Below are 20,185 nucleotides of genomic sequence, written 5' to 3' on the forward strand. Positions count from 1 at the left end.
ATGAAATTATTGTGCCCGCATTTTTGCCGGGTGGCGGCTACGCCTTACCCGGCCTACTCACTGTCAGTCTTTCAGATGTGGCAGATATTTCTCCCGGTTTTTTATCATCTTCAGCGGCCAGACAGTTTCAGGTTTCCTGCGGGCTCACCGCCGGGGGGTTGGGCGCATCAGGGAAACCTGGCGGGAACGCAGGCGCGCATCCAGGACTGGCCGCCAGGACGGCGGCCAGAGGCTGAGTCGCGGCAAGGATGCCGCGTCTCAGCCGGTCCGCCAGATGAAGCCGGAGTGGAGCGGACCGCGCAGCGGCAGGTTTCCAGCGCCATGCCGGGGGTGCAGGGGGACGGGAGAAACGTCCCCCTGCCCGTTCACACGCAAGGGTCAGAAAACTATCGGCGTACTCACAGTGAACGGAACAGCCCGCTGAACCAGAATGTGGGGCGCTTGCACAGCACCACCAAGGAGATAACAGGCCTGTTTGCACTACCATGCCCGCATTCCTGTCAGGTGGCGGCTGGCGCCTTACCTGACCTGGAAACCCATAAATACCGGGCTCCCCGCCTTCAGGCGGCTGAGGACCTGTAGCCCCGGTAAGCGCAGCGCCACCGGGGGATAACAAGCCCATTTAGATATCATGCCCGCATTTTTGCCGGGTGGCGGCTACGCCTTACCCGGCCTACTCACTGAGGACCCGTAGCCCCGGCAAGCACAGCGCCGCCGGGGAAATCCCCGAGAGCCAGAAACAAAAAAGCCGGAAGTTTCCCTCCGGCTTTTCTCATCACAAAAAGTGATTAAGCAACATCTTCGTACTGAGGTACCGGGTTACGGAAGCTTTTGGTCACGCAGGCCAGATACACCAGACCAATCGCCCCCCAAATCAGGCCGAGAATCATTGAACTCTCTTCCAGATTGATCCACAAAGCGCCCACCGTCAACGCGCCGCACACCGGCAGCACCAGGTAGTTGAAGTGGTCTTTCAGCGTCTTGTTGCGTTTTTCACGGATCCAGAACTGAGAAATCACCGACAGGTTAACAAAAGTGAACGCCACCAGCGCACCAAAGTTAATCAGCGCCGTCGCGGTAACCAGGTCAAAATTAATCGCCAGCAGCGCAATCGCGCCCACCAGCAGCACGTTCCACGCCGGGGTACGCCACTTCGGATGAACGTAACCAAAGAAACGGGTCGGGAACACGCCGTCGCGGCCCATAACGTACATCAGACGGGAAACGCCCGCGTGCGCGGCCATACCGGATGCCAGAACGGTGACGCTGGAGAAAATCAGCACGCCCCACTGGAAGGTTTTACCGGCAACATACAGCATGATTTCAGGCTGTGACGCATCCGGATCTTTAAAGCGAGAAATATCCGGGAAGTACAGCTGCAGGAAGTAGGACGCGCCGATAAAGATCAGGCCGCCAATCAGCGCGGTCAGGAAAATCGCCCGCGGGATCACGCGCTCTGCGTCTTTGGTCTCTTCCGACAGAGAAGAGATACCGTCAAAGCCGAGGAACGAGAAGCACAGAATCGTTGCACCGGTGATCATTGGCACCACGTGCGCGCCTTCGGACCAGAACGGACGGGTGCTGGTCAGCGTACCCGCGCCTTCGCCGTGCATCACACCGTGAATAATCAGGCCAACAATCACCGTCACGATCCCCAGTTGCAGGATCACGATCAGGGTGTTGAAGTTAGCCACGCTCTTGATGCTACGCAGATTGGAGATGGTCATAAAAGCCACCAGCGCGACAACAAAGATCCACGATGGAACAGAAGGCACCAGCGCTTCAAAGTAAATTTTCGCCAGCAGAATGTTGATCATCGGCATGAACAGATAGTCCAGCAGCGACGACCAGCCCACCATAAAGCCGACCGCCGGATTAATGGACTTCTGCGCGTAAGTATAGGCGGAACCGGCGGACGGAAAACGACGCACCAGTTTACCGTAGCTCAGTGCCGTAAAAAGGATAGCGATCAGCGCAAAGGCATACGCCGTGGCGACGTGACCGCCGGTCAAACCAGAGACGATACCAAACGTATCGAACAGCGTCATTGGCTGCATATAGGCCAGGCCCATCATTACAACCGGAATCAGCGTAAGCGTTTTACGTAATTCCACGCGAGAGGTCTTTGGAGTAGCGTTAAGCGGCATAGTTATCCCCTTTTACGGTGAACGCCAGCGCGTAAGCAAAAAATAGCCCCATTTCTTTGTATTCCTCAGCGACAACGACTGTCGGTTTTTAGTAAATATCTATCCGGTACGAAGCCCGGCCTCTTGGTATTGAATGATGTATCTTTCAACCAAAAAAATAACCGACGCTTTAAAAAAGCGTCGGCCAGTTTCTGATTTTCAGGGCGCATATTTTGCAACAACTTCCGCCACGATGACAAGACGTTACATGGCTAAATAGTTCATTGCCTTATTCAACAGCCTAATATTCATACGGTTTTATTATCGCCCGGCGAAAAAATCAGATTATGTTCACCAGGTTTCCTGACGCCCGTTACTCCATTGGCATCACCAGCGGATCGGGATATTGATATTCAAACCCCAGTTCGTTGCAAATACGGCTTCCGTCAACGATCTTGCCCGCGCCGTTCTGCGGATTATCGGCAAAAACCGGCGCCGGGAGCCCAAGCTCGCGGGCCATCTGCGGGTAAAAGATGCCGCGCGCCGGGTGCTTTGGCGCACAGATATTGTAGATGTGCCCGCCCTTCGGCGCCTGCAATAGCAGTTCAATCGCGGCAATCACATCCTGGAGATGCACCAGATTGACGCCCTGCTGACCATCCGGCGCGGATTTACCGGCAAAGAAGCGCCCCGGATGACGAGAGGGCCCCACCAGGCCGGCAAGGCGCAAAATATCCACCGACGTGCCGGGAAGATTATGCAGCCAGTCCTCCAGCTCTTTCAGCACTTTACCGCTGGCGGTTCGCGGGTTGCGCGGCGAATTCTCTTTCAGCGTCCCGCTGGCGTCGCCATATACCGAGGTCGAACTGGTAAAGATGATGCGCGGCACATGATAGGCCAGCGCGGTATCGACAATTTCCTGCACCGCCTGCAGGTAAAAATCCTCCCCCGGCCCGGTACGGCGCGCCGGTAAGGTAATGACCAGCGCATCAACGTTCATTAATGCATCCAGGTCTTCGCTATCGCAGACCAGCTGCGGCTCCAGACGAAGCGGATAACTGTCGATGCCGCACATCCTCGCCGCTTCAACACCATCCTGCGTTGTCTTACTCCCGGTAACCTGCCATCCGCGTGACATCAACGACAGCGCAAGCGGCATACCCAGCCATCCTAAACCCACGATTGCGACCTTTTTCATCCCCTCGCTCCTGACTTTTCGCTGTGCTGACTTAAGGCTACGCCAGCCAGCGGCAACTGACAATTTCTTCAGTGAATATGAAATGAATTAATGATGGAAAAAAGCCCTTGCTTTATGCCGCTCAAGTGGTTTAGGTTAAAAGGCATCAAATGCATAGCCATTCGCAGAGAATTTTATGAACAGCGTTCAATTTAACAACCACCATCATCACCATCATCCTGACTAGTCTTTCAGGCGATGTGTGCTGGAAGACGTTTGGATCTTCCAGTGGTGCATGAACGCAATGAGAGCCCCCGGAAGATTCACTTCCGGGGGCTTTTTTTTAGACGTAATTTAGACAAATTCAGACAGGTATACAGAGGAAAACAAGCATGTCAGACAACAGCCGTTTACGCATAGCTATTCAGAAATCGGGGCGTTTAAGCGAAGATTCACGCGAATTACTCAGCCGCTGCGGCATCAAAGTGAACTTGCACACCCAGCGCCTGATTGCGCTGGCGGAAAATATGCCGATCGATATTCTGCGCGTGCGTGATGACGATATCCCCGGCCTGATCATGGACGGCGTGGTGGATTTGGGGATTATCGGCGAAAACGTGCTGGAAGAAGAGCTGCTGAGCCGTCGCGCCCAGGGCGAAGATCCGCGCTACTTCACCCTGCGCCGTCTCGACTTCGGCGGCTGCCGCCTGTCGCTGGCCACCCCGGTAGACGAAAGCTGGAACGGCCCGGCGGCGCTGGACGGTAAACGCATCGCCACCTCCTACCCGCACCTGCTGAAGCGTTATCTCGACCAGAAAGGGATTTCGTTTAAATCCTGTCTGCTGAACGGTTCTGTTGAAGTTGCCCCACGCGCCGGTCTGGCCGACGCGATTTGCGACCTGGTTTCCACCGGCGCGACCCTTGAAGCGAACGGCCTGCGCGAAGTGGAAGTGATGTTCCGCTCCAAAGCCTGCCTGATTCAGCGCGACGGTGAAATGGAGGATGCCAAACAGCAACTGATCGACCGCCTGCTGACCCGTATTCAGGGCGTGATTCAGGCCCGCGAATCGAAATACATCATGATGCACGCGCCAACCGAGCGCCTGGAAGAAGTGATCGCCCTGCTGCCGGGCGCCGAGCGTCCGACCATTCTGCCGCTGGCCGGCGACAAACAGCGCGTGGCGATGCACATGGTCAGCAGCGAAACGCTGTTCTGGGAAACCATGGAAAAACTGAAAGTGCTGGGCGCCAGCTCCATTCTGGTGCTGCCGATTGAGAAGATGATGGAGTAATCCGGCGGGTCGGTCACAGGACAAACAGGGGAAACAATCATGAGCTTCAACACAATCATCGACTGGAACGGCTGTAGCGCAGAACAACAACAGCAACTCTTAATGCGCCCGGCGATTTCCGCTTCCGCCAGCATCAGCAGAACGGTGGCGGAGATCCTGAATAATGTTAAAGACAACGGCGATGCTGCGCTGCGCGAATACAGCGCGAAATTCGATAAAACCGACGTTAAGGCGCTGAAAGTCAGCGAACAGGAGATCGCCGCCGCCGCTGCGCGCCTGAGCGATGAGCTCAAGCAAGCGATGGCGGTGGCGGTGAAAAATATCGAAACCTTCCATAACGCGCAGAAACTGCAGGCCGTTGACGTGGAGACCCTGCCCGGCGTGCGCTGCCAGCAGGTGACCCGCCCTATCGCCTCCGTCGGCTTATATATTCCCGGCGGTTCGGCGCCGCTGTTTTCGACGGTGCTGATGCTGGCGACGCCAGCGCGCATTGCGGGCTGCCAGCAGGTGGTGCTGTGCTCGCCGCCGCCGATCGCCGATGAAATCCTCTACGCCGCCCAGCTTTGCGGCGTGCGCAATATCTTTAACGTCGGCGGGGCGCAGGCCATTGCCGCGATGGCCTTCGGCACCGAGTCGGTGGCGAAAGTGGATAAAATCTTTGGCCCGGGCAACGCCTTTGTCACCGAAGCGAAACGCCAGGTGAGCCAGCGTCTTGACGGCGCGGCGATTGACATGCCCGCCGGGCCGTCGGAAGTGCTGGTGATCGCCGACAGCGGCGCGACCCCGGACTTCGTCGCCTCGGATCTGCTTTCCCAGGCGGAGCACGGCCCGGATTCGCAGGTGATCCTCCTGACGCCGGATGCCGCAATGGGCACGCGCGTCGCACAAGCGGTGGAACGCCAGCTGGCGGCCCTGCCGCGCGCGGAAACCGCCCGTGGAGCGCTCTCCGCCAGCCGAATCATCGTGGCCCGCGATCTTGCGCAGTGCGTGGCGATTTCCAATCAGTATGGCCCGGAGCACCTGATTATTCAGACCCGCAACGCCCGGGAACTGGTCAGCAACATCACCAGCGCCGGTTCGGTGTTCCTCGGCGACTGGTCGCCGGAGTCCGCTGGCGATTACGCCTCCGGCACCAACCACGTACTGCCGACCTACGGTTACACCGCCACCTGCTCCAGCCTCGGCCTGGCGGATTTCCAGAAACGCATGACCGTACAGGAACTGTCGCGGGAAGGGTTTGCCGCCCTCGCCTCCACCATTGAAGTTCTGGCCGCCGCCGAGCGCCTTGACGCCCACAAAAACGCCGTTACGCTGCGCGTCGCAGCCCTTAAGGAGCAAGCATGAGCATCGAAGATTTAGCCCGCGCCAACGTTCGCGCCCTGACGCCCTATCAGTCTGCTCGCCGCCTGGGCGGTAAAGGCGACGTCTGGCTGAACGCCAATGAATTCCCGACGGCGGTCGAGTTCCAGTTAACCGCGCAGACGCTGAACCGCTACCCGGAACCGCAGCCGAAAGCGGTGATTGAACGCTATGCGCAGTATGCGGGGGTGAAGCCGGAGCAGGTGCTGGTCAGCCGCGGTGCCGATGAAGGCATCGAACTGCTGATCCGCGCCTTCTGCGAGCCGGGCCAGGACACGGTGCTCTACTGCCCGCCGACCTACGGCATGTACAGCGTCAGCGCCGAGACCATCGGCGTTACCTGCCGCACGGTGCCGACCCTCGCCGACTGGCAGCTCGATCTGCCGGGCATCGCGGCGAATCTCGACGGCGTGAAGGTGATTTTCGTCTGTAGCCCGAATAACCCGACCGGGCAGATCATCAACCCGCAAGATTTCCGCACTCTGCTGGAAATGGCGCGCGGGAAAGCCATCGTGGTGGCGGATGAAGCCTATATTGAATTCTGCCCGCAGGCGACGCTGGCGGGCTGGCTGAACGAGTACCCGCACCTGGTGGTGCTGCGCACGCTGTCGAAAGCCTTTGCCCTCGCGGGCCTGCGCTGCGGCTTTACCCTGGCCAACGCGGAAGTGATTAACGTGCTGCTGAAGGTTATCGCCCCTTACCCGCTCTCGACGCCGGTCGCCGATATTGCCGCCCAGGCGCTCAGCGTGGAAGGGATCGCCGCCATGCGGGCGCGGGTGGCGCAGATCCTCAGCGAGCGCGACTATCTGGTCAGCCAGCTACGCGACATCGCCTGCGTTGAAGAGGTGTTCGATTCCGAAGCCAACTACGTTCTGGTGCGGATCACCGCCTCCAGCGCAGTATTTAAATCTTTGTGGGATCAGGGCATTATCTTACGTGACCAGAATAAACAACCGTCATTAAGCGGCTGTTTGCGTATCACTATCGGTACCCGTGCAGAGAGCCAGCGCGTAATTGACGCTTTGAATGCGGAGAATGTATGACTCAGAAGTTTCTCTTTATTGACCGTGACGGCACGCTGATTGCCGAGCCGCCGGTTGATTTTCAGGTAGACCGCTTTGATAAGCTGGCCTTTGAGCCGCAGGTGATCCCGGCCCTGCTGAAGCTCCAGCAGGAAGGCTATAAGCTGGTGATGATCACCAATCAGGACGGTCTGGGAACCGCCAGCCTGCCGCAGGACGAGTTCGACGGCCCGCATAATCTGATGATGCAGATTTTCTCTTCGCAGGGCGTCAACTTTGAGGAGGTGCTGATTTGCCCGCACCTTCCGGCTGATAACTGCGACTGCCGCAAACCAAAAACCAAACTGGTGCTGCCGTGGCTGGAACAGGGCGTTATGGATACCGCGCGCAGCTACGTGATTGGTGACCGCGCCACCGATATCCAGCTGGCGGACAACATGGGCATCACCGGCCTGCGCTATGACCGTGAAAAGCTGGACTGGCCGACCATTTGCGAACAGCTGACCCGCCGCGACCGCTACGCCCACGTGGAGCGCAACACCAAAGAGACGCAGGTTGACGTCAAAGTGTGGCTGGACCGCGAAGGCGGCAGCAAAATCTCCACCGGCGTCGGCTTTTTCGATCATATGCTCGACCAAATCGCCACCCACGGCGGCTTCCGAATGGAAATTAAGGTCGGCGGCGATCTCTATATCGACGATCACCACACCGTGGAAGATACCGGCCTTGCGCTGGGCGAAGCGCTGAAGCTGGCGCTGGGCGACAAGCGCGGCATTGGCCGTTTCGGCTTTGTGCTGCCGATGGATGAGTGCCTGGCCCGCTGCGCGCTGGATATCTCCGGCCGCCCGCATCTTGAATATAAAGCCGAGTTTAGCTATCAGCGCGTTGGCGATCTGAGCACCGAAATGGTCGAGCACTTCTTCCGCTCGCTCTCCTACACCATGGCGGTCACGCTGCACCTGAAAACCAAAGGCAAAAACGACCATCACCGCGTGGAGAGCCTGTTTAAAGCCTTTGGCCGCACCCTGCGCCAGGCGATTCGCGTCCAGGGCGATACGCTGCCGTCTTCAAAAGGGGTACTGTGATGAACGTGGTGATCCTCGATACCGGCTGCGCCAACCTCAATTCGGTGAAATCGGCGGTGAGCCGCCACGGCTATACGCCAGTGGTCAGCCGCGACCCGGATGTGGTGCTGCGCGCCGATAAACTGTTTCTTCCTGGCGTCGGCACCGCGCAGGCGGCGATGGACCAGTTGCGTGAGCGCGAATTAATCGAACTGATCAAGGCCTGTACCCAGCCGGTGCTGGGCATTTGCCTTGGCATGCAGTTGCTGGGCAAGCGCAGCGAAGAGAATAACGGCGTCGATTTGCTGGGTATCATCGATCAGGATGTGCCGAAAATGCACGACCACGGCCTGCCGCTGCCGCACATGGGCTGGAACCGGGTGTCCGCCAAAGCCGGGGATCGCCTGTTTCGCGGCATTGAAGACGGGGCTTATTTCTATTTTGTCCATAGTTACGCGATGCCGGTGAATCCTTATACCATCGCCCAGTGCAACTACGGCGAGCCGTTTACCGCCGCAGTGCAAAAAGATAACTTTTTTGGCGTCCAGTTCCACCCTGAACGCTCCGGCAGCGCCGGGGCGCAGCTGCTGAAAAACTTCCTGGAGATGTGATGATCATTCCTGCTTTAGATTTAATTGACGGCACTGTTGTCCGTCTCCATCAGGGCGATTACGGCCAGCAGCGCGACTACGGCAACGATCCGCTGCCGCGCCTGCAAGCCTATGCCGCGCAGGGGGCTGAAGTCCTGCATCTGGTGGACCTGACCGGCGCGAAAGATCCGGCGAAGCGCCAGATCCCGCTGCTGAAAACGCTGGTTGCCGGTGTCGATGTGCCGGTGCAGGTCGGCGGCGGCGTGCGCAGCGAAGAGGATGTGGCCGCCCTGCTCGATGCGGGCGTGGCGCGCGTAGTCGTCGGTTCAACGGCGGTGAAATCCCCGGACGTGGTGAAAGGCTGGTTTAACCGTTTTGGCCCGCAGCATCTGGTGCTGGCGCTCGACGTGCGCATTGACGCCGCAGGCGCTAAGCAGGTGGCGGTCAGCGGCTGGCAGGAGAACTCCGGGGTGACGCTGGAGGAACTGGTGGAGAGCTATCAGTCAGTGGGCCTGCAGCATGTGCTGTGTACCGATATTTCCCGCGACGGAACGCTGGCGGGCTCTAACGTCTCGCTGTATGAAGAAGTTTGCGCCCGTTATCCGCAGGTGGCGTTTCAGTCCTCCGGCGGCATCGGCGATCTTAATGATATCGCCGCCCTGCGCGGCACCGGCGTGCGCGGGGTGATTGTCGGCCGCGCGCTGCTGGAAGGTAAATTCAACGTAACGGAGGCCATTCAATGCTGGCAAAACGGATAATCCCCTGTCTCGACGTTCGCGACGGCCAGGTAGTGAAAGGCGTGCAGTTCCGTAATCACGAAATCATCGGCGATATCGTTCCGCTGGCAAAACGCTATGCCGACGAGGGCGCGGATGAGCTGGTGTTCTACGATATCACCGCCTCCAGCGATGGCCGCGTGGTGGACAAAAGCTGGGTATCACGGGTGGCGGAAGTGATCGACATTCCTTTCTGCGTGGCGGGGGGCATTAAGTCGCTGGAAGAGGCGGCGCAGATCCTCTCTTTCGGCGCGGATAAAATTTCCATCAACTCCCCTGCTCTGGCGGACCCGACGCTGATTACGCGTCTGGCGGACCGTTTCGGCGTGCAGTGTATTGTGGTGGGTATCGATACCTGGTTTGACGCCGACAGCGGTAAGTATCACGTCAATCAGTATACCGGCGATGAGAGCCGCACGCGCGTGACCCAGTGGGAAACCCTCGACTGGGTGCAGGAAGTACAGAAGCGCGGGGCCGGAGAGATTGTCCTTAATATGATGAATCAGGACGGCGTGCGTAACGGCTACGATCTGCAGCAATTAAGCAAAGTGCGCGCCGTATGCCATGTGCCGCTGATTGCATCCGGCGGCGCGGGCACCATGGAACACTTCCTGGAAGCCTTCCGCGACGCCAACGTCGACGGCGCGCTGGCGGCTTCGGTGTTCCATAAGCAAATTATTAATATTGGTGAACTGAAAACGTACCTGGCAGCACAGGGCGTGGAGATTAGGGTATGTTAACTGAACAACTGGACTGGCAAAAAACCGACGGCCTGATGCCGGTCATCGTGCAGCACGCCATTTCCGGGGAAGTGCTGATGCTGGGCTATATGAACCAGGAGGCGCTGGCAAAAACCGAAGAAACCGGCAAAGTGACCTTTTATTCGCGGACCAAACAGCGTCTGTGGACCAAAGGCGAGACGTCCGGCAATTTCCTCAACGTGGTGAGCATCACCCCGGATTGCGATAACGATACCCTGCTGGTGCTGGTCAATCCCATTGGCCCGACCTGCCATAAAGGCACTTCCAGCTGCTTCGCGGAAACCGGCCACCAGTGGCTGTTTCTTTATCAACTGGAGCAACTGCTGGCGGAACGCAAGCACGCTGACCCGGCGAGTTCCTATACCGCGAAGCTGTACGCCAGCGGCACCAAGCGCATTGCGCAGAAAGTGGGCGAGGAAGGCGTGGAGACCGCGCTGGCGGCAACGGTGCATGACCAGTTCGAGCTGAAAAATGAAGCCTCGGATTTGATGTATCACCTGCTGGTGCTGCTACAGGATCAGGGGCTGAGCCTGACGGATGTGGTGGAGAATTTGCGTAGCAGGCACACTAAAGCCTGATGATGACAGGGAGGCCCGGCGCCTCCCTTTGTTTTTGCCGTTGTGTTGATTGTATTGAAATTCCAGGCCGGGTCAGGCGTCAGCCGCCACCCGGCAAAAATGCAGGCACAATCGCTGATACAGATTTGCCTCCACGCTCAAACGCACTAACCCACTTCACACTGCTGACACCGCGCGTTGTTACTGAATCGCCTGGCGGCGCTGCGCCTGCGCGTGCCTGCGTCGCCGAATGCTGAAGGTCGTGTAGGCCGAGTCAGGCGTCAGCCGCCACCCGGCAAAAATTCGGGCACAGTTGCTGATGCAGATTCGCCTCCACGCTCAAACGCACTAACCCACTTCACACTGCTGACACCGCGCGTTGTTCCGGAATCGCCCTGCGGCGCTGCGCCTGCACGTGCCTGCGTCGCCGAATGCTGAAAGTCGTGTAGGCCGGGTCAGGCGTCAGCCGCCACCCGGCAAAAATGCGCGCACAATCGCTGATACAGATTCGCCTCCACGCTCAAACGCACCCCGGCCATGCTTTTATGCAGGCGCGCTACCCGGTAAGTGTCAAGGTAGTTGGCACCCCGGGTTAATTTAAGCAGACTGTTTTTCCCGCTCCGGATTCAGTGTTACCGGACCTTCCGGCTGCCAGTTTCTCGTTCTGCCTGACCACCGCTCAGGATGGGCCTGTTTTGCCATCCGGTACAGGTCATCTCGCTGCTTCAGCAGGGCATTATCTTCTCCCCGGTGACGCTGTCCCGGCGTCACATGCCGTATCCCGCTGTGACGGTGCTCTTCGTTGTACCAGCGGGTAAATGTCTCCACCCACTGACGGGCCTCACTCAGTGTTCTGAACCCCGATGACGGCCACTGTGGCACATATTTCAGCGTACGGAACAGCGACTCTGCATACGCGTTATCGTTACTCACCCGTGGCCTGCTGTGTGACGCTGTGATATTCAGTTCATACAGTTTCATCTGCAGGGTCTGTGATTTCATGGCGGCCCCGTTATCCGCATGCAGCACCAGCGGCTGACGCCAGCATCCCTCACGCATCACACTGCGTTGCATTAAGGCCGCCGCCTGTTCGCCACTTTCCGTTTCATGCACTTCGTAACCCGTGATTTTCCGGCTGTACAGGTCGATTATCATATACAGATAAAACCAGCGACCGCGCACCACTGAGGGCAGCCAGGTGATGTCCCATGACCACACCTGGCAGGGCGCACTGGCGGTGAACGTCGTCGGGGCGGGCATCCGCTGTGGCCGCAACTGACGTCCCCGTCGGTGGACTTCTCCATAACGGCGAAGCACCCGATAAAAGGTTGATTCGCTCGCCAGATAAATGCCTTTATCGGCCAGTCGTGGCACGATTTGGGATGGCGGCAGGCTCGCGTATTCCGGCCGGTGGCAGATATCCCTTATCCGGGCTTCTTCATTCGGGCTCAGGCGATTATACGGCGCTGGCCGTACTGCTTCTGGCCGTCCGTCACAGGAAGAATGCTGCCACCGCCGCCAGGTTCGCAGGCTGATATTCACCTCACGACAGGCGACGGCACGTCCTGCACCGGAGACCACGGCTTCATTAATCCACTGGATGAACCACTGCCGTTCATCCGCCGGGGTCAGTCGTCCCCGTCTGTTTCCCCGTAATAGTCCGTGAGCTTTTTTCGCAGCACCAGTATGGCCGCCGCCTCCGCCAGGGCTTTCTCCTTACGGGCCAGCTCTTTTTTTAACTGCTTAATTTCTTTCTGGCTTTGCTTCAGGGCAGCTTTGTCAGCGGGATTTTCAGTCTGTATAAAGCCCTGTTTCCACTGAATAAGCTGCTCAGGATAAAGGCCTTTTTTACGGCAGTATTCGGCGATTTCAGCCTCGCTGAGTGTGGCGGTTTCGACAATCGCGGCAAAACGCGCTTCTGCTGACCACTGTTCGCTGTTTTTACTGTTACCCGGCACCGGTTTCCCCTCTGCTTTAGCCTGATTACGCCAGTTATACAGGGTAGCTTCGGATATTCCTTCCATCTGTGCAACAGCAGCCACGGTCATGCTGTAAGGGGGAAGTAATTTCGCCAGTGTTGCAGCCTTACGCTCCGGTGAAATACGTTTCATTTGTCACTCCCGCACCCTCGGGTATTTTTTCAGAGGGGGTGACAACTATCCTGACACTGAGGGCTACCCGCGCAATGGTAAAGCAGGTGATCCACACAGCAAGCCAGTGTAAAATCAATCATTATATAATGCGGGACACAGCGAGCCCGGAGGATAAATATGAAGTTTTTAGTGACTGGAGCCGCAGGATTTATCGGCTTTCATGCTTGTAAACGCCTGCTTGAGGCAGGTCATGACGTCGTCGGCATCGACAATATGAACGACTACTACGATGTCAATCTTAAACAGGCCCGCCTGGATTTGCTGCAATCCCCCCAGTTCAGCTTTCACAAAATCGATCTGGCGGATCGTGAAGGGATTGCCCGTCTTTTTGCCCAGGAGCAGTTCAACCGGGTGATCCATCTTGCCGCCCAGGCTGGCGTCCGTTACTCCCTGGAAAATCCCTTTGCATACGCCGACGCTAACCTGATCGGTTACCTGAATATTCTCGAAGGCTGCCGCCATAATAAAGTCGGGCACCTGCTCTATGCTTCATCCAGTTCCGTCTATGGCTTAAACCGCAAAATGCCCTTCTCCACCGACGACTCGGTTGACCATCCGGTTTCGCTGTATGCCGCCACCAAAAAAGCCAATGAACTGATGGCGCATACCTACTCTCACCTGTACGGTATCCCGACCACCGGACTGCGGTTCTTTACCGTCTATGGTCCGTGGGGGCGCCCGGACATGGCGCTGTTCAAGTTCACTAAAGCGATGCTGGAAGGAAAAAGCATTGACGTCTACAACTACGGCAAGATGAAGCGCGACTTCACCTATATCGACGATATCGTTGAGGCGATTGTGCGGATGCAGGATATTATCCCGCAGCCGAACCCTGAGTGGACCGTTGAAACAGGCTCTCCGGCAGACAGCTCCGCGCCCTACCGCGTGTATAACATCGGTAACAGCTCGCCTGTTGAACTGATGGACTACATCACTGCCCTGGAAGAGGCGCTGGGGATGGTCGCGGAGAAGAATATGATGCCAATCCAGCCCGGCGATGTGCTGGAAACCAGCGCCGATACCAAACCGCTGTATGATATGGTGGGATTCAGGCCGCAAACGACCGTCAAACAGGGCGTGAAAAATTTCGTGGACTGGTATAAAGCCTATTACAAAGCCTAATCGCGATTGCCAGATCGCTCATGATAAACCGCGGTGCAAGCACTGCGGTTGTCTATTCTGCGATGGTTGCCAGAAGTTCTGCATCAGGCGTAGCGCGGTTATGGATAACTTTTCCAGCCATCACAACGACAAAAAGTGCAACTTATTAACAAAACAACAACAATTCACACCAGAAAGCATCATTTGTACATTTTTTCATCTAATTTTTTATGGAGTATTATTCCACAAAAACAACATATTTTAGCTGTCATTGCCATAATTATAATAAAATCCATAAATACAACCCATAAAATAACCCAATAGAAGAATATTTATATATTGCCTTACATAAAAACAAATCTAGGAAATTTCTTAAACCCAGGGTATGTTAAACATGTAGTTCATATTGCTGTCGATGCAGTATTCACTCACGAGCGAATGGATTTATATCATCACTTTCTCTGGGGGACGAATTATGGCAAACGTAATTTTCCTGATCGTCGCTGCTATTCTATTGATTATTTCTATTTTTTCGCTGGTTTCTTATATCAGGGATCAACGAAAGAACAAATTAACGTTTAATAAGCATAAGTGGTAAAAAGAAAAACTTAATATAATTAAGTGTATTAATAGCTATTTGCGGCAAGAAAATTAACACGCCTTTCGGTTAACGTTGAAAGGCTTTATGATTAGCCAATAAAAAATGATAAGAATTTTTTAGCACGGATCTGGTATTGATATTTTCTTTGTATGACGACATGGCTGATCTTTTCATCGACCATACGAGTCTGCACAGAAACACTCCCGCGCAGGCCGTTCAGTGTAAGCCAGCGCGAATCTCATGGCACTGACGGTCTCTTTCCCTGGGCGGCTTCAGAAATAACAAAAGCCTGCAAGCAGGCTTTGTCTTACCTTCCGGCGCTTATCTCCAGCGTCCACATCTCAGTGACGGTAGCTCTTCACAAGGTGGATTTAACATATCCGACCTGAATGATTAGGACAAGATGCGCAATTCAGGAATTTAATCGGAGTCACATTTTTATGCGGAGAGAACGGAAAGGAAGCTCGGGAAGATTTGCAGGATGAATAGTTGGACAGAGTTCAGGCGGGTGATGGTTGAAGAGAAGGTCTGGCCGGGAGCAACTCCCCCGGCCAGAGAAAAAGATCAGTCACTGCCAAACAAATCGCGGGTATAGACTTTATCAGCCACGTCGGCCAGCTCATCCGCCATACGGTTAGAGACAATCACGTCAGCCTCTTGTTTGAAAGCGTCAAAATCACGCACAACGCGGGAATTGAAGAACTCATCTTCCTGCATCACCGGCTCATAAATAATAACCGGAATCCCCTTAGCTTTGATGCGCTTCATAATCCCCTGGATAGAGGAGGCACGGAAGTTATCTGAGCCGCTCTTCATTATCAGGCGATAAATCCCGACAACTTTAGGCTTACGCGCCAGAATAGAGTCGGCGACAAAATCTTTGCGCGTGCGGTTAGCATCGACGATCGCGCCAATGATGTTATTCGGCACAGAGGCATAGTTCGCCAGCAGTTGCTTGGTATCTTTCGGCAGGCAGTAGCCGCCGTAACCAAAGGAGGGGTTGTTGTAGTGATTGCCAATACGCGGATCGAGGCATACCCCTTCAATGATTTGTTTACTGTTCAGCCCATAGCTCTCTGCATAGCTATCCAGCTCATTAAAGTACGCGACGCGCAGGGCCAGATAGGTGTTGGCAAAGAGCTTAATAGCTTCTGCTTCCGTCGAGTCAGTAAACAGCGTCGGGATATCCTGCTTGATTGCCCCCTCTTTCAACAGACTGGCAAAACGTTCCGCGCGTTCTGAGCGCTCACCAATCACGATACGGGACGGATGCAGGTTGTCATACAACGCACGACCTTCACGCAGGAATTCCGGCGAGAAAATAACGTTATCAATACCAAGACGCTCTTTAATCTCACGCGTGAAGCCAACAGGAATGGTTGATTTGATAATCATTACCGCGTCAGGGTTAATCTCCGTGACATCGCGGATTACTGCTTCAACGGTCGAGGTATTGAAGTAGTTAGTTTTCGGATCGTAATCAGTCGGCGTAGCGATAATGACATAATCCGCATTACGATATGCATCGTGCTTGTCCGTTGTCGCACGAAAATTCAACGGTTTTTCCGCCAGATACTCCTGGATCTCCTTATCGACGATTGGGGAAATCTTTTGGTTAATCATATCCACTTTGGACTGAACGATATCCAGCGCAACCACTTCGTGGTTTTGCGCAATCAGGATGCCGTTCGACAAACCAACATAGCCGGTACCGGAAATTGTTATTTTCATTCGATCACACTTTAATCAGTTAACTGGATGGCGGCTTATTAGCCGCTAATTAAACAAAACTGTGGATGTTTCTACTCTCAGGAAGAATGTAAGTCAAGCCAGGTTGATCAAGGAATAAAAGTATTGACCAGATGTTTAAATACTGGCCTGGTTTATAAAGAACCTGACCAGTATTTATACCCGTCATACTTCAGGTTGCTTATGTGTTGGCTTCGCTCATTCAGCCCAGTCACATAGCTATCTATGCTTCTGGGGACTCACTCCCTTGCCGTCTTTAAACAACTCGAATTATTTTGGGTATAGATATATTTAGGCGCTATTTATAGACTTCTGCAGTTTCTAAAGTATGCGCCTGCAAATCCTTGTCGGATAAAGAGAGCGAACAACCGGAAAGCTCAGGCCACTGGATGTTGATCTGCGGATCATTCCAGATGATGCTACGCTCAGACTGCGGTGCATAGTAGTTAGTTGCTTTATACACAAACTGCACCGTCTCACTCAGCGCCATAAAACCATGAGCAAACCCTTCCGGGATCCACAGCTGGCGCTTGTTTTCCGCACTCAGTACCGCCCCGACCCACTTACCGAACGTCGGCGATGAGCGGCGAATATCAACAGCTACGTCAAAAACCTCACCTTCGATGCAGCGCACCAGTTTCCCCTGTGCATGTGGATCAAGCTGGTAGTGCAGACCACGCAGGACGCCTTTCTGCGACTGGGAGTGGTTATCCTGCACAAACTCCACTTTCCGTCCGACGGCTTCATCAAACACTTTGCTGCTGAAGCTTTCGAAGAAAAAACCTCGCGCATCGCCAAACACACGTGGCTCAAAAATCAGTACTTCAGGGATCTCTGTCTTAATAATATTCATGTCTTGCCTACCCGTTTACTTGCCAAGAACTTCTGTTACCACACGCGCTACACCCTGACGCCAGTCCGGCAGCGTTACGCCAAATACGCGCTGGAATTTCTCATTTGACAGCCGCGAATTCAGCGGGCGTTTTGCCGGCGTCGGGTAGGCCGTGGTCGGAATACCGCTGACCTCTTTAATCGCCAGTTCCGCCCCCTGCGCACGCGCCACATCAAAGACAAATTTGGCGTACTCAAACCAGTTGGTTTCACCGCTGGCCACCAGATGATAGGTCCCGGCTACCGCGCGATTACGCTGCTCTTCACGAATGGCTATCGCCGTGCAGTCCGCCAGCAGCTCCGCACCGGTTGGCGCACCGTGCTGATCGTTAATAATCGACAGCGACTCTTTCTCTCCCGCCAGGCGCAGCATGGTTTTGGCGAAGTTCGTCCCGCGAGTGGCATACACCCAGCTGGTACGGAAAATCAGATGTCGCGGATTGCCTTGCTCCAGCGCTATCTCCCCTGCTCGCTTGGTTTCACCGTACACGTTCAGCGGCCCTGTAGCTTCATCCTCCTGGCGATAATGACTGCCCTGGCCGTCAAACACATAGTCCGTTGAGTAGTGCACCATCAACGCACCAAGCTTCGCCGACTCTGCCGCCAACACGGCCACGCCCTTGTCATTGAGCAGGTCGGATAGTTCCCGTTCGCTTTCCGCTTTATCCACCGCGGTATGCGCCGCCGCGTTCACCACCACATCGGGTTTCACCGTACGAACCGTCTGTGCAATCCCTTCGAGGTTTGTCAGGTCACCGCACAACTCTTTATCAAAAAAGTCCACAGCCACGACTTCACCTAACGTGGACAATGCGCGCTGCAGCTCCCAGCCCACCTGACCATTCTTACCAATCAGTAAAATTTTCATATAGTAAAACCCTGTTTACGAGCAGCAGTTATTAATGCTCATTGAGCAGACGTTTCAGATAAGCGCCGTATTCCGTTTTCTTCAGACGTTCAGCCTGGGCGGCCACGCCTTCCGCGCCCAGCCACTGATTGCGATAAGCAATCTCTTCCAGGCAGGCAACTTTCATTCCCTGACGTTTTTCAATGGTATGGATAAACTGTGAGGCCTCAATCAGGCTGTCGTGGGTCCCGGTATCCAGCCAGGCGAAACCACGGCCCAGTAGCTCGACCTGCAGGTCGCCACGATCAAGATACATCTGATTAAGGGTGGTAATTTCAAGCTCGCCCCGTGCGGAAGGCTCCACTTCCTTAGCCATCGCCACTACATCGGTATCGTAAAAATAGAGGCCGGTCACCGCCCAGTCTGATTTCGGCTTCAGCGGCTTCTCTTCGATGGACAGCGCTTTGAAGTTTTCATCAAACTCCACTACACCAAAACGCTCAGGATCGAGAACCTGATAACCGAACACGGTAGCGCCCGATGTTTTACTGGCTGCGGCATCCAGTTTGCGGCCAAAACTCTGACCAAAATAGATGTTATCGCCCAGCACTAATGCGCAGGCATCATTGCCGATAAATTTTTCACCAATGATAAAAGCCTGCGCCAGACCGTCCGGAGAGGGCTGAATAGCGTAGGAGAAATTCACCCCAAACTGAGAGCCATCCCCCATCAGACGCTGGAAAGCGGGCATATCGTCCGGGGTGGTAATAATCAGGATATCCCGGATCCCCGCCAGCATCAGCACAGAGACCGGATAATAAATCATGGGCTTATCATAAATCGGCAACAGCTGTTTGGAAACGCCCTGAGTGATCGGATATAAACGCGTGCCGGAGCCACCTGCCAGTACAATACCTTTCATTATTGTTTCCTTATTTAGTTGTTCAGGCCAAGACGCTCACCGGCATAGGAGCCATCCAGAACGCGCTGCCACCAGGTCTGATTGTTCAGATACCAGTGGACCGTTTTTTCAATCCCACTTTCAAACGTCTCCTGTGGCACCCAGCCAAGATCGCGCTGAATTTTGGCGGCATCAATGGCATAGCGCAGATCATGGCCCGGACGATCTTTCACAAAGGTAATCAGATCGGCAAACTGGCTGATATTATTTGGCTTCTGCGCAACCACTTTATCGAGAATGGCGCAGATGGTCCGCACCACGTCAATATTTTTACGTTCGTTGTGACCACCGATATTATAGGTCTCACCGCTACGGCCTTCAGTCGCCACCTTATAGAGCGCACGGGCGTGGTCTTCCACATACAGCCAGTCACGGATCTGCTCGCCATTGCCGTATACCGGCAGCGGTTTCCCGGCCAGGGCGTTGAGGATAGTCAGCGGAATAAGTTTTTCCGGGAAGTGATACGGGCCATAGTTGTTAGAACAGTTGGTCACCACCACCGGCAAACCGTAGGTACGGTTCCAGGCGCGGACCAGATGGTCGCTTCCGGCCTTAGAGGCTGAATACGGGCTGCTTGGCGCATACGGCGTCTCTTCAGTGAACAGATCATCAGTGCCGTGCAGGTCGCCATAAACTTCATCGGTAGAGATGTGGTGGAAGCGGAAGGACTGCTTCTTCTCCGCATCAAGCGTTGACCAGTAGTGACGGGCCGCCTCCAGCAAGGTGAAGGTACCAATCAGGTTGGTCTGGATAAAGGCCGCCGGACCATCAATTGAGCGATCAACATGGCTTTCCGCCGCCAGGTGCATCACGATATCCGGACGGAACTCGCTGAACTGTTCCGCCACAGATTTGGCATCGGTGATATCCGTCTGCGAAAACGAGTAGCGTTCGTTACCAGACACCGGAGCCAGAGACTCAAGATTACCTGCATAAGTGAGGCAGTCTATTACACGAACTTTATCATGGGTATTGTCAATAATATGACGCACAACAGCAGAACCAATAAAACCAGCACCACCGGTAACAAGGATCTTCATACTTAATTTACCTTTAATTACTCATGAAAAAAGAATAGAACCACACCGTATTTAGATTATAACAATCTAAAATCATTGTGATTTTACTTTTCATAGGAACATTATTTAATAGCTAACA

At 54.9% G+C, this 20,185-nt stretch carries 21 protein-coding genes and 1 other annotated feature; of the genes, 12 read left to right on the plus strand and 9 right to left on the minus strand.

What is annotated here, in order from left to right; translation table 11 throughout:
- Positions 1-236 (plus strand): hypothetical protein (locus ABK821_RS21930; protein ID WP_395034130.1); only part of this gene is annotated, 236 nt, incomplete at its 5' end.
- Positions 237-788: 552 nt separating this feature from the next.
- On the opposite strand, the gene ABK821_RS21935 is transcribed toward ABK821_RS21930, so the two are convergent.
- The 3 genes from ABK821_RS21935 to ABK821_RS21945 form a co-directional block, all read right to left on the minus strand.
- Positions 789-2,147, minus strand: a complete 1,359-nt coding sequence (locus ABK821_RS21935) for an APC family permease (protein WP_395034131.1) — start codon at positions 2,145-2,147, stop codon at positions 789-791.
- Positions 2,137-2,199: a membrane protein YoeI gene (yoeI, locus tag ABK821_RS21940; RefSeq protein ID WP_395034166.1), complete on the minus strand. Its 63-nt coding sequence runs from the start codon at positions 2,197-2,199 to the stop codon at positions 2,137-2,139. Before yoeI ends, ABK821_RS21935 begins: the two co-directional genes overlap by 11 nt.
- Positions 2,200-2,499: 300 nt before the next feature.
- Positions 2,500-3,324 carry an SDR family oxidoreductase gene (locus tag ABK821_RS21945; protein WP_138361752.1) on the minus strand — a complete coding sequence of 275 codons (825 nt, stop codon included), beginning with the start codon at positions 3,322-3,324 and terminating at the stop codon, positions 2,500-2,502.
- A gap of 175 nt (positions 3,325-3,499) precedes the next feature.
- Between ABK821_RS21945 and hisL the strand changes: the two genes are divergently transcribed.
- From hisL to hisIE, 9 genes are all read left to right on the plus strand, one after another.
- Entirely contained in the window at positions 3,500-3,550 is a 51-nt protein-coding gene (gene hisL / locus ABK821_RS21950) for a his operon leader peptide (RefSeq protein ID WP_138361762.1), read from the plus strand.
- Positions 3,526-3,647: a sequence feature (His leader region), on the plus strand. Its footprint overlaps the gene before it by 25 nt.
- A gap of 48 nt (positions 3,648-3,695) precedes the next feature.
- On the plus strand, positions 3,696-4,595 hold the full coding sequence (gene hisG / locus ABK821_RS21955) for an ATP phosphoribosyltransferase (protein WP_138361753.1): 900 nt from the start codon (positions 3,696-3,698) through the stop codon (positions 4,593-4,595).
- A gap of 39 nt (positions 4,596-4,634) precedes the next feature.
- Positions 4,635-5,939, plus strand: coding sequence for a histidinol dehydrogenase (hisD, locus tag ABK821_RS21960; protein WP_395034133.1), 1,305 nt, complete (start codon positions 4,635-4,637; stop codon positions 5,937-5,939).
- Positions 5,936-6,997, plus strand: coding sequence for a histidinol-phosphate transaminase (gene hisC, locus ABK821_RS21965; protein WP_142503300.1), 1,062 nt, complete (start codon positions 5,936-5,938; stop codon positions 6,995-6,997). Before hisD ends, hisC begins: the two co-directional genes overlap by 4 nt.
- Complete coding sequence (gene hisB / locus ABK821_RS21970; protein ID WP_395034134.1) at positions 6,994-8,061, plus strand: bifunctional histidinol-phosphatase/imidazoleglycerol-phosphate dehydratase HisB; 1,068 nt, start codon at positions 6,994-6,996, stop codon at positions 8,059-8,061. Before hisC ends, hisB begins: the two co-directional genes overlap by 4 nt.
- Positions 8,061-8,651 (plus strand): imidazole glycerol phosphate synthase subunit HisH, encoded by a 591-nt coding sequence (gene hisH / locus ABK821_RS21975; RefSeq protein WP_138361757.1) that lies wholly within the window; start codon positions 8,061-8,063, stop codon positions 8,649-8,651. The genes hisB and hisH overlap by 1 nt, the downstream gene beginning before the upstream one ends.
- Positions 8,651-9,388 (plus strand): 1-(5-phosphoribosyl)-5-[(5-phosphoribosylamino)methylideneamino]imidazole-4-carboxamide isomerase, encoded by a 738-nt coding sequence (hisA, locus tag ABK821_RS21980; RefSeq protein WP_395034136.1) that lies wholly within the window; start codon positions 8,651-8,653, stop codon positions 9,386-9,388. The genes hisH and hisA overlap by 1 nt, the downstream gene beginning before the upstream one ends.
- Positions 9,370-10,146 carry an imidazole glycerol phosphate synthase subunit HisF gene (hisF, locus tag ABK821_RS21985; protein ID WP_138361759.1) on the plus strand — a complete coding sequence of 259 codons (777 nt, stop codon included), beginning with the start codon at positions 9,370-9,372 and terminating at the stop codon, positions 10,144-10,146. The genes hisA and hisF overlap by 19 nt, the downstream gene beginning before the upstream one ends.
- Positions 10,140-10,745: a bifunctional phosphoribosyl-AMP cyclohydrolase/phosphoribosyl-ATP diphosphatase HisIE gene (gene hisIE, locus ABK821_RS21990; RefSeq protein WP_142503303.1), complete on the plus strand. Its 606-nt coding sequence runs from the start codon at positions 10,140-10,142 to the stop codon at positions 10,743-10,745. Before hisF ends, hisIE begins: the two co-directional genes overlap by 7 nt.
- 576 nt (positions 10,746-11,321) lie before the next feature.
- Here the strand turns inward: hisIE and ABK821_RS21995 are convergent.
- Positions 11,322-12,835, minus strand: a protein-coding gene (locus ABK821_RS21995) for an IS3 family transposase (protein WP_395034137.1) whose coding sequence is annotated in 2 segments (ribosomal slippage) — positions 11,322-12,382 and positions 12,382-12,835 — 1,515 coding nt in all. Because the reading frame shifts where the segments join, the coding sequence is not laid out codon by codon here.
- 159 nt (positions 12,836-12,994) lie between these two features.
- Between ABK821_RS21995 and ABK821_RS22000 the strand changes: the two genes are divergently transcribed.
- Positions 12,995-13,999 (plus strand): NAD-dependent epimerase, encoded by a 1,005-nt coding sequence (locus tag ABK821_RS22000; RefSeq protein ID WP_138362879.1) that lies wholly within the window; start codon positions 12,995-12,997, stop codon positions 13,997-13,999.
- A 454-nt stretch (positions 14,000-14,453) separates the two neighbouring features.
- The gene (locus tag ABK821_RS22005; protein ID WP_142503305.1) at positions 14,454-14,576 is read left to right on the plus strand and encodes a small membrane protein; all 123 of its coding nucleotides are present in this window, start codon (positions 14,454-14,456) and stop codon (positions 14,574-14,576) included.
- Positions 14,577-15,143: 567 nt separating this feature from the next.
- On the opposite strand, the gene ugd is transcribed toward ABK821_RS22005, so the two are convergent.
- From ugd to rfbB, 5 genes are all read right to left on the minus strand, one after another.
- Positions 15,144-16,310 carry a UDP-glucose 6-dehydrogenase gene (gene ugd, locus ABK821_RS22010; protein ID WP_395034138.1) on the minus strand — a complete coding sequence of 389 codons (1,167 nt, stop codon included), beginning with the start codon at positions 16,308-16,310 and terminating at the stop codon, positions 15,144-15,146.
- Positions 16,311-16,626: 316 nt separating this feature from the next.
- Positions 16,627-17,181 carry a dTDP-4-dehydrorhamnose 3,5-epimerase gene (rfbC, locus tag ABK821_RS22015; RefSeq protein WP_343179144.1) on the minus strand — a complete coding sequence of 185 codons (555 nt, stop codon included), beginning with the start codon at positions 17,179-17,181 and terminating at the stop codon, positions 16,627-16,629.
- Positions 17,182-17,196: 15 nt separating this feature from the next.
- A complete protein-coding gene (gene rfbD, locus ABK821_RS22020) occupies positions 17,197-18,087 on the minus strand; it encodes a dTDP-4-dehydrorhamnose reductase (protein ID WP_395034139.1) in 891 nt (296 codons plus the stop codon).
- A gap of 31 nt (positions 18,088-18,118) precedes the next feature.
- Positions 18,119-18,988 (minus strand): glucose-1-phosphate thymidylyltransferase RfbA, encoded by an 870-nt coding sequence (rfbA, locus tag ABK821_RS22025; RefSeq protein WP_395034141.1) that lies wholly within the window; start codon positions 18,986-18,988, stop codon positions 18,119-18,121.
- A gap of 14 nt (positions 18,989-19,002) precedes the next feature.
- Positions 19,003-20,067, minus strand: a complete 1,065-nt coding sequence (gene rfbB / locus ABK821_RS22030) for a dTDP-glucose 4,6-dehydratase (RefSeq protein ID WP_395034142.1) — start codon at positions 20,065-20,067, stop codon at positions 19,003-19,005.
- Between the last annotated feature and the right edge of the window lie 118 nt (positions 20,068-20,185).

The organism is Klebsiella sp. KE9456 (genome assembly GCF_043832615.1).
Taxonomy (GTDB): domain Bacteria; phylum Pseudomonadota; class Gammaproteobacteria; order Enterobacterales; family Enterobacteriaceae; genus Klebsiella; species Klebsiella indica.